Source organism: Butyrivibrio sp. AE2032, assembly GCF_000702965.1.
In genome coordinates this window covers 309,555-324,900 of the sequence record NZ_JNLF01000003.1, presented here as the reverse complement: position 1 = coordinate 324,900, position 15,346 = coordinate 309,555, and the positions used below count along the sequence as shown (strand labels likewise).

The following is a 15,346-nucleotide window of genomic DNA, read 5'->3' as shown; positions in this document are numbered from 1 at the left end:
TAATGAACAGACGAAGATTATCAATTCTTTTTACAATAGTGTTACTGGTGGGGACCATCCTTTCAGGTTGCGGAGAAAAGGAGCCTGCCAAGGCTTCGCCCTACGATGGAAAAGAGTACCTGGAGATATCTGAGGTTACCGAGGGAGGCCAGGATCCGGCAGCCTATCTGGAAAGCCATGAGCTCCTTATGGGGCTGGACCTTACCTTAAGCGTTCCTACCTATATCACTAAGGTGGATGGGCTATGGTTTATAGTTGACTGCTACCACAATAAGGTCATCTATACCAAAGAGCTTGGGGCACCGATCCAGAGCTGGTATATGATGTGTCAGGAGGCCCATTATCCCCACACATTGGCCAGTGACGGCAAGGTTTATCTGATCGATGACACAGAGAATAACAGGGTTCTCATTTATGAGAAGTTTGACGACAGATTTGTAAACACCCAGGTCTTTGAGAACATCGGCACCAGGCCACATTTTTCCTACTATGACGAGATGTCGGATACCTTTTATGTCTGGAGCTCCGAAAATGGCGAGATGTACTGCTTCAGACACCCTGAGGATTCCACCAGAATGTATCTTACTGACGTCAGGAAGGTAGATCAGCTCTCAAACACTTACGTCAGATCCTTTACCATAATGGACGGAGACATCTTTTTTGTATCAGGGGTTTCCTCTAATGGACAGGCTTCACAGATCCTTAGATGTGACCTTGATACCTTTGAGGTAAAAGAAAAATACCCGGTTCCGGACGCTATCGCCGGAATGGTCCAGATGACACCAATAGACAACATGATCTATGTGACAATATCTACGGACATCACCGGAAATCAGGACTATGCAACAATTGTAAGGGCAGCTTCCATAGAAGATCTGTCCAAGGGCAATTACGAGGACATCTACTCTCAGTACTTCATCGGTGGAGGTACACCCTACAATATTTCAAGAGTGGATGACACCTATTTTCTTACTGAACACAGACTCACAGGACATTCCATCTGGAGCTTTAAGGTGGAGAGTGGTGAGATAACAGAGGTTACATCTCTTTACTAATGAGGGAAAGGACGGTGGAAAAGATGCATGAACTGACAGCTGTAGGGGAAGAGAATCGGGAGGCTTTCGAACCGCTGATGAACGGGCTTGATCCTTCCGATTACGAGATCTGCATTGGAGCCATAGCAGATGATGAGGCAGCAGGAGTGGCGTTTTACAATACTATTGGTGACGCGCTGATGCTGGACTATATTTTTGTGTCACCTGCTCATCGCAACAAAGGCATCGGCAGAGCCCTTGTGGAGGATTTTATCGAAGAGATAAAAGAGGCCGGCCCCAGGGTTTTGTATATCAATTACCCGGAGAAGCAGGAGGAACTGTATTGCTTTTCACGTGCCCTTGGATTCAGGATTTTCAGGGATGGTCTTTCCTTCAGGACACCGGTAAAGAATCTTCTTGAATCAGAAGCCCTTGATAAGCTTCTTCAGGCAGGAAAAAAGAATCCTATTGTGACTCTTGATGGCCTGACAATGCATGAGAAAAAAGAGCTTAAGCGCAAGCTGGAAGATAACGACATGGAGTCTGGTATCATTGATTCAAACGCTCTTTGTCTGCCTCTTTCCCTTGCTGTCCTTGATAAAAAGAATAAAGAGGTTGTGGCGCTGGTACTCTGCTCAAGGAGCAGGACCCAGATCATGATCGACTATCTGGTTAATTTTACATCCAATCCGGTTTACCTTGTGGACCTTTTAGATGGCCTCAAGGAAGCGGTTATAAGAGAAGAATTGGAGGATTGTGACCTTATCTTTGTTGCTATGAATGAAGGTATGGAGAAACTGCCCAAGAAGCTCATTGGCCCCGACGGAATCATACAGGATGAAGGAGCGGTCATTAGCGGAGTCAGGGTTATTTCCGAATACGGGAAGGAGGATTGACCATGGGAAATGATGCACCTTACGGAAGCGAGTCTATGACAGAAGCTCAGAAGCATGATTATGAGAAAGCCTTTTCTGAGCATGATGAAAAACAGATGACTTTAGCTGCTGGAACCAGTATGGACCACATGAAAGTAACGCTTGATAAATCTGAAGAACGTCAGAAGATCAGGCAGGTCAGCGAAAAGGCTAACGCTCAGGATACTCTCCTTGACAGGATCAAGGAATTCACAAGGCAGAGCGTAAAGCGTTCTTCATGGCTTTCCACCTATAAGGTTCCAAAGAAGGCTGCCCTGGATGAGGAGATGAGCAAGGCAGAGGAAACCTTTGGAATCAGGAGTATGAGTAAATCCCAGAGGACCAAGCGCGGCAAAAAGTTCAAGGAAAAAGCAAAGCTCCAGGCTAAGATGGTCAGTGAAGTAACTGAAGCAAACTGGTACAGAGAGGAAGCTCTGTACGATATGATGGAGACTGAAAGTCACAAGGCTCAGAAGGACTACCTGGATAATGCAGCTGGTGTTGATCCTGAAACAGCTCTCATCATGAGGGATCTGTCACATTATTACAGAGGTGTGCACTACGGCATCAGCTACGAAGAAACCGACCTTGGAAAGCAGCTTGATGACAGCAGACAGATGGAGATAATGGAAGATATCGTCTCCAAGGATAAAAAGATCAGAGATAAAGCCTATGAAAGAGTCTTGGATGATTTCCTGAATCTTGATCTTTCACAGTTTGACTATAGCAGCGACAAAGAATTTGTAATGGGTGACGGGAAGAATACCTTTGCAAAGCGTTACGCAGCCCTCAGGGCCTATTCCCATGTAAGGGAGATAATAAAGCGCTGCAGGCTTGGAACTGATTATCCAACACTTAATGCAAAAGCAGATACAGTACAGGAGATCCTTGCTGACTACGACAGGAGGGCTTTGTTCCTTCAGTCTCCTTACTATGCACTGCTTGCAGGCAAGGATGTGGACAGCTTCTCCGATGAGGAGCTTAGATCCAGAATTGAAAAGACAGAAGATCCTTATGTAAAGACTTACTTGGAGAAGATGCTTGAGAACCGTCAGAACTTCGGATTCACTAAGGGCCGTAAGGCTGAGGACATCTTCAAGGAGTACTTTGAGCCCGAGAAGAAGGCCAAAAAGGAAGAGAAAAAGCGTGCTGAAAGGGATAAGGAGCAGGATAAGCTAAGGAAGAAAGAAATAAGGGAGCAGGAAAACAGAAAGAAAATCCTCAAAGCTGCTGCAGATGAACAGTTTGAGTATAAGAAGCTTACCCCGGGGGAGGCAAGTGATCTCTGTACAAAGGCTCCGACCCTTATGAGACTTGAATCTGTAGGGCAGACCAAGGAAGCACTTGATAAGCGAATCCTCGATCTTCATAATACAGCAAACGAGATCAAGTTTGATCACAAGCGTTATGAGAATACAGCTGCAAAGTGGAAACTGGTTGATCATCCCAAGGTATATTATGATCTTTTAGATAAGCAGGATCGTCTGAATCTTATCGGTCAGAGAGTAGAGGCCCTTAACGAGATCAAAGCTCTTACAAAAGGCGATGGCGGTGTTGAGGTAAAGGGCAAGGTATTCAGCTCAGCCCAGGAGATCGATGAAGTTATCAGCTCCATGACAGATACTGAGGAATACAAGAAGCTCCTTGAGGACTTTATAAAGGACCTTGGTAAGATGGAGCATGAATTAAAGCTTTTAAGATAACATGGTAATTTTGGAGGAATAATGAAGATAGTATTTATGGGAACCCCTGATTTTGCAAGGGCGGCTCTTGAAAAGATAATTGAAGCAGGGCATGAGGTTGTCCTTGTGGTAACCCAGCCTGACAAGCCAAAGGGCAGAAGCGGAGAACTTCAGGTATCTGATGTGAAGGCCTGTGCGCTGGAACATAACATACCGGTTTTTCAGCCAGTTAAGATAAAAGAGGCTGATCATGTGGCATACCTTAAAAGCATAGATGCAGATATCTATGTGGTTGCTGCTTTTGGCCAGATTCTGTCCCAGGAGATCCTTGATATCCCAAGGTTTGGCTGCGTCAATATCCATGCTTCGATCCTTCCTGAATACAGGGGAGCAGCTCCGATCCAGCAGTCTATCATCGATGGAAAGAAGACTACCGGAGTTACCATCATGCAGATGGCAGCAGGCATGGACACAGGAGATATCCTCCTTCAGAGGGAAATTCCCATAGATGAAGAGGAGACCGGAGGAGGTCTTTTTGACAAACTTTCGGATCTCGGTGGCGAGCTGATCGTAGAGGCGCTTCCTAAGATCGAAAGGGGAGAGCTGACACCAATCCCTCAGGATGAAGCTAAAGCCACCAAGTGTGGAAAGCTTTCCAAGGATATGGGAAAGATAGACTTTTCAAAGGATGCAGAGACCATAAGGAATCTGGTCCGTGGTCTCAACCCATGGCCTTCAGCCTACACCTACCTTGGAGGAAAAATGCTTAAGATCTGGAAGGCTAAAACATTAGGCGAAGTTGATCTTGGGGCGCTTATAAACTCCATGTCTCCTGAAGATGGCTCCAGGGCAAAAGAGATATCACAAAGCGGAGACGTTGGATCAGTAGTAGCGGTTCTTAAAGACTCTTTTGTGGTCCTCACAGGAGGAGGCTATCTTAAGATAACCGAGGTTCAGCTTGAGGGTAAAAAGAGAATGGATGTAAAGGCATTCCTTCTTGGCTATAAGATTTCAGCCGGTGATAAGCTGGGCGATTAAGATATTTGTGAAAAGAGGTGTAACACAATGTATTACGGTATGGATAGAGTTGCGTATGGATACGGAATAGATCCTATGTATATACTTACTCTCATAATGGCAGTTGTCTGCATGATAGCAAGTGCAAGGGTTTCATCCGTCTACAAGAAATACAACAGGGTTCGAAGCATGAGCGGACTTACAGGAGCTCAGGCAGCAGTAGAGATACTAAGGCGAAACGGGATTACAGACGTGACAGTACAGCACGTATCCGGTGAGCTTACAGATCATTATGATCCAAGGAGCAAGGTGGTGAACCTTTCCGATGCAACCTTCAGTTCACCTTCTGTAGCTGCCATAGGAGTTGCAGCTCATGAGTGTGGACATGTACTTCAGCATCACACAGGCTATGTTCCCCTGCAGATAAGGACAGCTATTGTTCCTGTTGCCAATATCGGCTCAAAGGCCGGCATTCCTATAATTATCGCAGGAATGATATTCAGCTACTCGCCTCTTATCACTATTGGTATCTGGGTATTCTCCCTGGCAGTAGCATTTCAGGTTATTACTCTTCCTGTAGAGTTCAATGCCAGCAGAAGAGCAATGGAAATGCTTCAGGAGTACGGAATCCTCACCGCCGAAGAGGCAGGTTCCACCAGAAAGGTACTAAGCGCCGCTGCCATGACCTACGTTGCCAGCGCCGCCTCAGCAGTAATCCAGCTCCTCCGACTTGTAATGTTAAACAACCGCAGAGACTAAAAAAATCAGCCAGGGTTTTCTGGCTGATTTTTATTTACTCCCAGAACAGTTCGTCAAGGGTCTTGTCTAAAGCTTTGCAGATTGCGATGCAGAGATTAATGGTGGGGTTGTAGTCTCCTTTCTCTATGGCACTTATGGTTTGTCTTGATACTCCGCAGAGAGTTGCCAGCTGATCCTGGGATAGGTCTTTTCCTGCACGGGCAGCCTTTAATCTTAGATTCTTCATGATTCCTCTTCCTCGCTATTCCTAGAGTCAACAAACCTTTTTACAAGTGCAGCAACTCCGATGATTGCCATCCAGACAAGTACTATTACGTTTAGAACCGGAACTGAGTTGATGCCATGTCCTGAAAGAGAATCATGTGCTATAGCCCCTGCAAGAGGAATGATATTCAGAACAACAGCAATAACAATGATGATGGCGTAGCGCTTGTGATTGTTATTAAGTCCCCAGTAAACACCGTTCCAGATGCTGTGTATGCAAAGAACCAGACATCCAATAAGAACTGCAATAGTGTGTACTAGATAGTTATCGATTGGAAGCTCTATGCCTGACATTTCCAGAAGCATAACTACAACCTCCATAAATAACATGGTGTAGAAGCTGTATTTGTATCCGCGTCCCTTGATCATTTCCTGTCTTTCATCATACTGTGTTTTAACCTTGTGATCCTTATTGGCAATCTTTAAAAGAATTACTGCGATTACCAATCCACACATAAGTCCAATTGCCATTCCTACTGATACTTTTGTATTCATTATTTAATCCTCCATAAGTGAAAAAAGTTTTGTTATGTTTTCTTGTCTATGAATACAATATAATCTTACAATAGAATAATGTCAAGTATATTTTACAAAAATCTTTTGAGGATATCATTTAGGATGAAAAAGGAGACATATTGCTCGGCGAATTTGATAAAGATTATACAGGGTGGTGCATTCAATATTGAAACTGACAGAGTAACATGCTTTGACAGCAAGATGATCGAAGCTTTTGCAGCCCGTCCTGACGTTGATGTTAACGTAGTATTCACCTATGGTGGAAAGAGACTTAAGGTTACAATTCCTGCCGGATACAATGTAAAGACACTTCTTGACTCAAACGGCTACTGCGGATTCTTGAGACTTCTCTCAATCCTTGGCGGTGAAGAACTTAAATAAAATCATAATCCTTTTAGAGGCTGTCGCATGAAAGTGTGGCAGTCTTCTATTTTTGTGTGGAAAAATGATAACAAACTGATACAATAATGCTATGGGAGTTGTAAGAATCGGGGGTATATCTATATGAAAAAAACATCCAGATCAGCAGTATTTCTTTTAACATTTCTATTAGCTCTTTTGACCATTATTCACCCATCAAACACAATGACTGCACACGCTGTCAGTAGGATTGATGTCAATTTTACTTTCAAGGTAGTGCACGGTTCCTGGAGCGATGGAACAAAGGCAGATAAAGTAGTAAATCTTTGGAGATATGATAACGAAGATAAAAGCCTTACTCTGAATCCTTCGGATATTCCAAGTGTAGGAGATATGCCTGATACGGGATATTCGGCAGGATCATGGGATGGCCTTCCCAATACAGAAAGGACCTATGGCAACGAGAGCCAGAATTTCACATACACCTACACCTACGCAGGTTCAGGTCCTGCGCCAACAGTATATGCTGTAACCGCATCCAATGACGGGCATGGAAGTGCATCAGCAACACCCACCTCAGGAGAAGAGGGGACAACAGTTACCATAACAGCAACTCCGGACAGTGGTTATCTGTTCAAAAACTGGGATGTTGTTTCCGGCGGAGTAACCTTAAGTGACGCAAATAGCAACACAACTACTTTTGATATTGGAAGCTCAGATGTTGAGGTAAAGGCTAATTTTGAAGAAATCCCTGTGGGAACCTATTCTGTTACAGTCAATCACGGAACCGGTGATGGTTCTTACCCTGAGGGTGCCACTGTAACAATAACAGCAGACGAACCGTCTTCTCAAAAGCTGTTTGATAAGTGGACAAGCGAAGATGGTGTGACCTTTGCCGATGCATCAGCTACAACCACAACTTTTGATATGCCAGCGAAAGCAGTCACAGTTACAGCTACCTATAAAAATAAACAGGTTGTGACGAGGGTTAATGAGGATGGGCTTACAGCAGCATCTCTTTCCGCAGAGCTAAGAGCCCTGGGCTATACAACAGTAGATAAAGTTTTGGCTGCCCTTGAAAATGCGCTTAATGTACAGACAGCAGAGCAAAAGAATAATTCTTTCCTGTTTGACGCCGGTCTCCTTATTTCTTTTGACGGAGGATCGAACTGGGTGCCTGTATCAACCGCAAATATTCCGGCAGGAGGCCTTAAGATAGTAATTCCGTATCCACAGGCAAAGGATGGCACACAGACCAATGGAGACGACTATACCTTTAGTGTTGCCCATCTCGTCGGAACAACAGTAGGCTCCGTAGCGGCAGGAACAATTGAGACTCCAGATGTGACAAATACCTCTGATGGAATTGAGACTACCTTTAATGGCCTGTCACCGGTTCTGGTAACCTGGACAAGGAATTTGGCCCCTTCAAGTGGCGAAGTCGCTTCCGGTGGTGCAGTAACTTCTTCCGGAACAAAAGAGACTAAGGTGCCGGTAACAGCGTACTATACCTTCAACAGTGATGTGACCCAAAAGATTGGCAGTGCAGCAAAAGGTTCAACTGTAAAGATAGAGACCTCAAGCTTTATCTCATTCCACAAATCGGTTATGGAGGCCCTTGCAAAAAAAACTGATGTTTCCATGGAAATAAGCTTCCTTGACGGAGAGTACAAAGGAAACAGAATGATAGTGACAATACCTGCAGGAACTGATGTAATGTCACTTGTTGATAAAAACGGCTTTGTTGGCTTCCTGTATCTGGCAGGAAAATTTGGATACACAACCGCACATTAACGACAACAAAAAAAGACACCGTCAAAGGTGTCTTTTATTGTCGCATATTACTTGCGCCTGAGTTTCGCGATGAAGAAGCCGTCAGTACCATATTCTCCGGGAAGGAGCTGGATGCAGCCTTTTTCAGCCTGTTTCTCAATAGGAAGGCACATGTTTACTTCTCCATCCTTAAGGGGAGATTTCTTCAAAGCTTCAGGAAGTCTGTCTGTAAAGTCCACAACTTCAAAGGGGAGCTCTGAACAGATCTGATTTATCATATCCTCGTTTTCTGCCTGATTAACAGTGCAGGTGGAGTACATAAGGATTCCGCCGGGTTTAACATAGTCCCAGGCTGTCTTGATGATCTCCCATTGGAGCTTTGCAAGGTCTGAGAGGCTCTGGCGGGTGATATTGTACTTGATATCTGTCTTTCTGCCGATTATTCCAAGACCGGAGCAGGGCAGATCCATGTAGAGGATGTCAGCCTTGTTTTCAAGGTTCCTGTCGTGGACCCTGGCATCATGCATCTCAACATTAACATTTGAAAGGCCCATTCTCTCAGCATTTTCTCTGATCAGACCACATTTTCTTTCTGATACGTCACGTGAAAGGACTACACCCTTAGACTTCACGTCTTCTGAAGTGCCTTTTTCTGCCAAGGCTACCCATTCTGCAGCGTGAAGGCTCTTTCCTCCGGGAGCAGCACACACATCGATGACTACCTGTCCGGGCTTTGGATCTGCAATCTCTGTTACCAGCATGGAACTTACATCCTGAACAAAGAACTTACCTTCGTCAAATCCCGGAAGGAACCTTATATTATCTGTCTTTTCAAGTTCCAGAGCATAGGGAATAATGTCGCTTTCAGAAACAATGGCTCCTGCTTCCGACAGTTCTTTTGCAAAGGTCTTGGTAACTACATCCTTCTTAAGACGGATAGTGGTGGGACGGGATTCCAAAAAGAACTTCAGCATCTCTTCAGTCTTATCAAAGCCGTAACGGTCAAGCCACATCATGACGATCCACTCAGGCATTGAATATAGAACTGACAAGTACTTGATGCCTCCTCCAAGCTTGGGATCAGGATATTCAATCTTGTCCTTATTCCTTGAAATGTTGCGAAGAACCCCGTTTACAAAGCCCTTGAGGCCTGAAAACCTGTGCTTAACAGCAAGCTTAACGGACTCGTTGCAGGCTGCTGAATCAGGAACTGAGTCCATGAACATTATCTGATATACGCCCATTCTCATAAGGCTCCTGATGAAGGGCTGCATCTTGTCTACTTTTGTTTTGGAAAAAGAGTCGAGAATGAAATCAATCTGTATCTGCCTCTCCAGACATCCATCCACGACCCTCTTCATAAAGGCCTTGTCCCTGGTATCCAGATAGTCATATTTATCCAAGGAGTCTTTTAACAAAGAGGGCTTACGAACGCCGCCTCTGTCGTACTCCAGAAGAATATTCAGAGTTATTTCCCTGATGTTTGCCATTGCATTCACCTCTAAAAAATGATATTTTAATTATCCCCTTTCAAAGAAACTCTTGTCAAATAATATGGTAAACTTAATACATGATTACTATTTCAGATGAACTAAAAAACGATATAAAGTCTTTAACCCTTCCTGAGCTTCAGGAGGCCATAAAGGGCATTGGAGAGCCGGCCTTTCGTGCCAAGCAGCTCTATGAGTGGATGCATGTAAAACAGGCCAGAAATTACGATGAGATGACCAACATCCCCAAGGCCCTTAAGGAGAAGCTAAAAGCGAACTTTGAATACACCTGCCTGGAGGCTATTCAGGTACAGGAGTCAAAGCTTGACGACACAAAGAAATTTCTTTTCGCTCTTGCGGACGGCAACGTTATTGAGAGCGTATTTATGAAGTACAAGTTTGGCGTCAGCGTGTGCATCTCCTCTCAGGTTGGATGTCGCATGGGCTGTAAGTTTTGCGCTTCCACACTGGACGGCGTTGAAAGAAATCTTCGCCCCTCGGAGATGCTGGACCAGATCTATGCAATCTCGAATTATACCGGTGAGAAGGTTCACAGAGTGGTGGTAATGGGAAGCGGAGAGCCTTTGGACAACTACGACAATCTCCTTCGTTTCATCACCCTCCTTACCGACGAGAACGGCATGAACTTAAGCCAGAGGAACCTGACGGTTTCCACCTGCGGAATCGTGCCAAAGATCTATGAACTGGCTGATGAAGACCTTTCCATCAACCTGGCTCTTTCACTCCACGCCTCCAATGATGCCAAGAGAAAAGAGCTTATGCCGATAGCCAACACCTACAGCATTAAAGAGGTTCTTGATGCCTGCAAGGCTTATTTTGAGAAGACGGGAAGGCAGCTGACCTTCGAATATTCCCTTGTTGCCGGAGTCAATGATACAGACGAGGATGCAAAAGAGCTGTCGGAGCTTTTAAAGGGACTTAACGCAGTAGTGAACCTGATTCCTGTGAACCCAATCAAGGAGCGGTCCTTTAAGCCTACAGACCGGTCCGGGGCTTTGGCGTTCAAAAATAAACTTGAAAAAAGCCACATTAATAGTACAATTAGGAGAGAAATGGGCAGGGATATAGATGGCGCCTGCGGACAGCTAAGAAGGCGTCATTTGGAAGAGAATTAGTACCACCTGCTTTTTTTCCGTGAAAAAATCGCAATACTTAAGTGGGAGGCTACTTTGCTTAAGACTTTTTCCGTTACGGACATAGGAAAAAAGAGAAAACTGAATCAGGATTATGTCTTTTCCTCAGATACAAGGATTGGAAATCTGTCCAATGTGTTCATTGTTGCTGACGGAATGGGAGGCCACAATGCCGGTGACTACGCATCAAGATTTACCGTAGACACTATGGTTGAGGAGATCGAAAGGTCTTTTGAACAAAGCCCTGTCAAGATTTTGGAGCACGCTATCAAGATTGCCAACAAGAAGCTCAGGGAGAAGGCTTCTGAGAATCCTAACCTCTTTGGAATGGGAACAACTGTTGTAGCTGCAACGGTTCTTGGAAGATACCTTCAGGTTGCCAATGTGGGCGATTCCAGATTATATGTAATAAACGACAAGATCACCCAGATCACAAGGGATCATTCTCTGGTTGAGGAGATGGTCCGCATGGGCGGTATTGACAGAGAGACAGCCAGGACTCACCTGGATAAGAATATTATTACCAGGGCTATCGGTGCCACTGATACAGTAGACATCGACTTTTTTAATGTGGAATTAAATCGTGGGGACATTGTTCTCATGTGCTCTGACGGACTTACAAACATGATTGAGGATGAAGATATCCGAATGATAGTAAGTGGTCAGAGGGATATTATCGAGAAGGCTCAAAAGCTTGTTGAAAAGGCCAATAACAACGGTGGCAAGGACAACATAGCTGTTATTTTGATTGAGCCCTTTGCGGACGATGCCAGACACGATGGAGGAATAGATGGTTAAGATTGGAATGGTGATCGGAGACCGTTATGAGGTGCTGGAGAAGATCGGTACCGGCGGAATGTCCGACGTTTATAAAGCAAAAGATCATAAGCTTAACAGGCTTGTTGCAGTTAAGGTTCTGAAGCAGGAGTTTTCCGAGAACGAGAATTTCGTATCAAAGTTCAGAGTAGAAGCTCAGTCCACAGCAGGACTCCTTCATCCTAACACTGTTAACGTATATGACGTAGGTGACGAGGATGGCATCAACTACATCGTTATGGAGCTGGTTGATGGTATCACTCTTAAGAAATATATCGAGAAGAAATCCCGGCTTTCAGTAAAAGAGGCTGTCAGCATTGCAATCCAGGTTGCAATGGGACTTGAGGCTGCCCACAACAATGGCATTATCCACAGGGATATCAAGCCTCAGAACATTATGATCTCAAAAGATGGTAAGGTTAAGGTTACAGACTTTGGTATCGCAAAGGCTGCCACCAGTAACACCATTACCTCAAATGTAATGGGATCAGTTCACTACACTTCCCCTGAGCAGGCAAGAGGTGGTTACAGTGATGCCAAGAGTGACATTTATTCACTTGGTATTACATTGTTTGAGATGCTCACAGGAAGAGTTCCTTTTAATGGGGACACAACTGTTGCAATAGCTATTAAACATATCCAGGAGGAGCTTCCAAGCCCTGCTGAGTACAATGATGAGATACCGATAAGTGTTGAGAAGATTGTCCTTAAGTGTTGCCAGAAGAGCCCTGACAGACGTTATCAGAGCGCAGCAGAGCTCATTACAGATCTTAAGAAATCACTCATAACACCTGATAAGGACTTCGTTTCACTGGTTAATCCCGATGAGGAGAATGCCACAAGGGTTGCCTCTGAAGATGAGAAGGATCAGCTCCATGGCGGTTCTACAGGAAGACTTACTGACACAGAGCAGATGAGACTTAAGGATGATGTCCTTAAGGATTATGACAGAGACGACGATTACGACGATTACGACAGAGACAGAAAGCGCAAGAGAAGAGATTACGACGATGAGGAGGATCTCTACGACTACGATAAGGGTAGAGACAGGAGAAGGAGCGGATCAGGCTCCCAGTCCCCAGCCGGCACATCAAGAGTTGAGAAGATGACCATTATCATGGCTATCATCTCAGCAGCTTTAGTTGGATTTATTGTTATCCTGCTTCTTGGAAGAAGCCTTGGTATTTTTGGTTCCTCCGATGATACAGTAGGAGAGAACAGTTCCGATCAGTCCAGTATTGCACAGGTTACTGAGACCAAAGACGGCATTCAGGTACCTGATGTTACAGGAAAGACCTATGCTGAGGCTGTTTCAATTCTCCATGACGACAAGGGCTTTGAGGTTGAAAAGAAAGCAGATTCTGCTAACACAGCAGCTAAGGATACAGTTGTATCCACATCTCCTTCAGCAGGAGAAAGAGCTAAGAGCGGAACCAAGGTTACTGTTTACGTAAGTGACGGTTCTGCATACAAGGCATCAGCAGCAACTACAGAGGTTTCCACTGCTAAGTCAGACGGTCAGGTTACTGTGCCAAACATCATCGGACTTACTTCAGAAGAAGCTGTCATTACATTGGTTGAGGCAGGACTTCAGGCAGGTAAGGTTGTGGAGACCACCAATGAGGATTCAAACCTCACAGGGCTTATCTGTGCCCAGAGCATAGCAGCCCAGACTTCAGTTTCTGAAGGTACTGTTATCAACATGGAGCTTTCAACAGGCCCTGCATCAGTTACCTACAGCTATAACGCAGATATTTCCGCTCCTACAGAGGGCGAGAACTATACATACGGTATTCAGGTAAGGGTTACCCTGGTTACATCAGACGGAACAACCCTACTTAGTACCACCACCTCAGATTTCCCTGTACAGGGCACCTACAAGGGCATTACAGCTCCTACAGGAACAATCACCTTTGTTTATACAGGAACTACACCTACCACCACCAATCCGGAGACCGGAGAGACCACAGGTGGTCAGGCAGTTGAATACACAGTTACAAGAGCAGTGACATTCACTCAGGAGAACTAAGCCCATATGTTAGGAAGGATCATCAAGGGCATCGCCGGGTTCTATTACGTGGAGACCAAAGGGGCCATCATCTACGAATGTAAGGCCAAAGGGATCTTCAGAAAATCCGGAATAAAACCCATAGTAGGCGATATTGTTGAAATAGAGATCATTGACGAAGAAAAGAGGCTGGGAAACCTTACGGATGTCCTTCCTCGCAAAAACAGTCTATACAGACCGCCTGTTGCCAACGTTGACCAGGCGGTTATTTTGTTTGCAATTGTAAAGCCGGACCCCAACTACAACCTGCTGGATAAATATCTTATCATGATGAGACAGCTGGATATCCCGGTTATCATCTGCTTCAACAAGCAGGACATAGCTACCAGGGAGGAGGCAAAAGAGCTTTACGACGCCTATGAGAAATGTGGCTACCAGGTACTGTTCGTCTCTGTAAAGGAAGAAAAGGGCCTGGATGAGCTTAAGGCTCTTTTGAAGGGAAAGACCACAGCCCTGGCTGGACCAAGTGGCGTGGGCAAGTCATCTCTTTTAAATAAGCTTGTCCCTGATGCGGATATGCAGACCGGAGAGCTTAGCAGGAAGATCGACAGGGGACGTAACACAACCCGCCACTCTGAGATCTTTGTGGTAAAAGAGCTATCGGATGAGTCTGGTGAAACATTCATAATCGACACTCCCGGATTTACCTCGCTTGAGCTTCGTGGAGTGGAGGCAGATTCTCTCATGGACTACTATCCGGAGTTTGTTCCCTTTGAGCCTGAGTGCAGGTTTGGTGGCTGTTCTCACATTGCAGAGCCTGACTGCGGAGTTAAAAATGCCCTTGAAAGAGGAGAGGTATCAAAGGTCAGATACGAAAATTACCGTATCATCTACGAGGACCTTAAGCGCATGAAGCCTGACTATTCCAGGAAGAGATAGGAGAAGTGTTACAGATATGAAGATCTATGTTACCCGTCACGGGCAGACAGATTACAATAAGAGCCGCATGATGCAGGGAAGAAGCGATATTCCTTTAAATCAGGTTGGTATCGCCCAGGCTACCAACAGAAGAAAGAGCATCGGAAATATGACCTTTGACGCTGTTTATGCCAGCCCTCTTTGCAGAGCCATCCAGACTGCGGAGATCATCGGAAACGTGGACAGGAAGGACATCATTATAGATGAGCGTATTATTGAGGCTGACTTCGGCCCCTATGAGCTGAAGGGCTACTACAGCACAGGACTTCCAATGATGGCTTACTGGTCATTCCCTGAGCTGTTCAAAGCTCCTTCAGGAGTTGAGACCATCAGGGAGATGAGAGAACGTACCTCCTCCTTCCTTCGTGAACTGGAGCAAAAGAACTACGAGAACGTCCTTGTGGTCTGCCACGGCGGAATTATCCGCCCAATCCGTGGCTACCTTGAAGACAAGAAAAATGGTATCATCTGGCGCCCTCGCCCCAAGAACTGCGAAATATTCGTCTATGAATCAGTAGGTGGCAAACACCGCCTTGTTGAAGACATCAAATAAGAAAGTGCCAAGGGACTTTCCCTTGGCA

General features: G+C 45.2%; 15 protein-coding genes. 12 read left to right on the top strand and 3 right to left on the bottom strand.

Features of this window, described 5'->3' with window-relative positions:
• Positions 1 to 2 precede the first annotated feature (2 nt).
• From BO18_RS03160 to BO18_RS03140, 5 genes are read left to right on the top strand one after another with little or no spacing between them, the layout of a single operon-like run.
• Positions 3 to 1,055 (top strand): YncE family protein, encoded by a 1,053-nt coding sequence (locus BO18_RS03160; protein WP_034443539.1) that lies wholly within the window; start codon positions 3 to 5, stop codon positions 1,053 to 1,055.
• A 23-nt stretch (positions 1,056 to 1,078) separates the two neighbouring features.
• Positions 1,079 to 1,930 carry a GNAT family N-acetyltransferase gene (locus tag BO18_RS03155; RefSeq protein ID WP_242856567.1) on the top strand — a complete coding sequence of 284 codons (852 nt, stop codon included), beginning with the start codon at positions 1,079 to 1,081 and terminating at the stop codon, positions 1,928 to 1,930.
• A gap of 2 nt (positions 1,931 to 1,932) precedes the next feature.
• Entirely contained in the window at positions 1,933 to 3,651 is a 1,719-nt protein-coding gene (locus BO18_RS03150) for a hypothetical protein (protein ID WP_034443534.1), read from the top strand.
• 21 nt (positions 3,652 to 3,672) lie between these two features.
• Positions 3,673 to 4,668 carry a methionyl-tRNA formyltransferase gene (gene fmt / locus BO18_RS03145; RefSeq protein ID WP_034443531.1) on the top strand — a complete coding sequence of 332 codons (996 nt, stop codon included), beginning with the start codon at positions 3,673 to 3,675 and terminating at the stop codon, positions 4,666 to 4,668.
• A 27-nt stretch (positions 4,669 to 4,695) separates the two neighbouring features.
• Complete coding sequence (locus tag BO18_RS03140; RefSeq protein WP_051688466.1) at positions 4,696 to 5,406, top strand: zinc metallopeptidase; 711 nt, start codon at positions 4,696 to 4,698, stop codon at positions 5,404 to 5,406.
• A 34-nt stretch (positions 5,407 to 5,440) separates the two neighbouring features.
• Here BO18_RS03140 and BO18_RS03135 read toward each other — a convergent pair whose 3' ends face one another.
• Both BO18_RS03135 and BO18_RS03130 read right to left on the bottom strand, forming a co-directional pair.
• On the bottom strand, positions 5,441 to 5,632 hold the full coding sequence (locus BO18_RS03135; RefSeq protein ID WP_034443529.1) for a helix-turn-helix transcriptional regulator: 192 nt from the start codon (positions 5,630 to 5,632) through the stop codon (positions 5,441 to 5,443).
• Entirely contained in the window at positions 5,629 to 6,165 is a 537-nt protein-coding gene (locus BO18_RS03130) for a hypothetical protein (RefSeq protein WP_034443527.1), read from the bottom strand. Before BO18_RS03130 ends, BO18_RS03135 begins: the two co-directional genes overlap by 4 nt.
• Before the next feature lie 123 nt (positions 6,166 to 6,288).
• Here BO18_RS03130 and BO18_RS03125 point away from each other — a divergent pair, with 123 nt between their 5' ends.
• Positions 6,289 to 6,567, top strand: a complete 279-nt coding sequence (locus tag BO18_RS03125; RefSeq protein WP_034443524.1) for a hypothetical protein — start codon at positions 6,289 to 6,291, stop codon at positions 6,565 to 6,567.
• Positions 6,568 to 6,690: 123 nt separating this feature from the next.
• Positions 6,691 to 8,340: an InlB B-repeat-containing protein gene (locus BO18_RS03120; RefSeq protein WP_034443523.1), complete on the top strand. Its 1,650-nt coding sequence runs from the start codon at positions 6,691 to 6,693 to the stop codon at positions 8,338 to 8,340.
• 47 nt (positions 8,341 to 8,387) lie between these two features.
• Here the strand turns inward: BO18_RS03120 and rsmB are convergent, their stop codons facing one another.
• Positions 8,388 to 9,809, bottom strand: a complete 1,422-nt coding sequence (rsmB, locus tag BO18_RS03115) for a 16S rRNA (cytosine(967)-C(5))-methyltransferase RsmB (protein WP_034443521.1) — start codon at positions 9,807 to 9,809, stop codon at positions 8,388 to 8,390.
• An 80-nt stretch (positions 9,810 to 9,889) separates the two neighbouring features.
• Here rsmB and rlmN point away from each other — a divergent pair, with 80 nt between their 5' ends.
• From rlmN to BO18_RS03090, 5 genes are read left to right on the top strand one after another with little or no spacing between them, the layout of a single operon-like run.
• Positions 9,890 to 10,945, top strand: coding sequence for a 23S rRNA (adenine(2503)-C(2))-methyltransferase RlmN (gene rlmN, locus BO18_RS03110; protein WP_034443519.1), 1,056 nt, complete (start codon positions 9,890 to 9,892; stop codon positions 10,943 to 10,945).
• Between the two features lie 54 nt (positions 10,946 to 10,999).
• Complete coding sequence (locus BO18_RS03105) at positions 11,000 to 11,761, top strand: Stp1/IreP family PP2C-type Ser/Thr phosphatase (protein ID WP_034443517.1); 762 nt, start codon at positions 11,000 to 11,002, stop codon at positions 11,759 to 11,761.
• Positions 11,754 to 13,808 (top strand): Stk1 family PASTA domain-containing Ser/Thr kinase, encoded by a 2,055-nt coding sequence (gene pknB, locus BO18_RS03100; protein WP_034443515.1) that lies wholly within the window; start codon positions 11,754 to 11,756, stop codon positions 13,806 to 13,808. Before BO18_RS03105 ends, pknB begins: the two co-directional genes overlap by 8 nt.
• A gap of 6 nt (positions 13,809 to 13,814) precedes the next feature.
• Complete coding sequence (gene rsgA, locus BO18_RS03095; protein ID WP_034443513.1) at positions 13,815 to 14,726, top strand: ribosome small subunit-dependent GTPase A; 912 nt, start codon at positions 13,815 to 13,817, stop codon at positions 14,724 to 14,726.
• Positions 14,727 to 14,742: 16 nt separating this feature from the next.
• Entirely contained in the window at positions 14,743 to 15,318 is a 576-nt protein-coding gene (locus tag BO18_RS03090) for a histidine phosphatase family protein (protein ID WP_034443511.1), read from the top strand.
• Positions 15,319 to 15,346 lie beyond the last annotated feature (28 nt).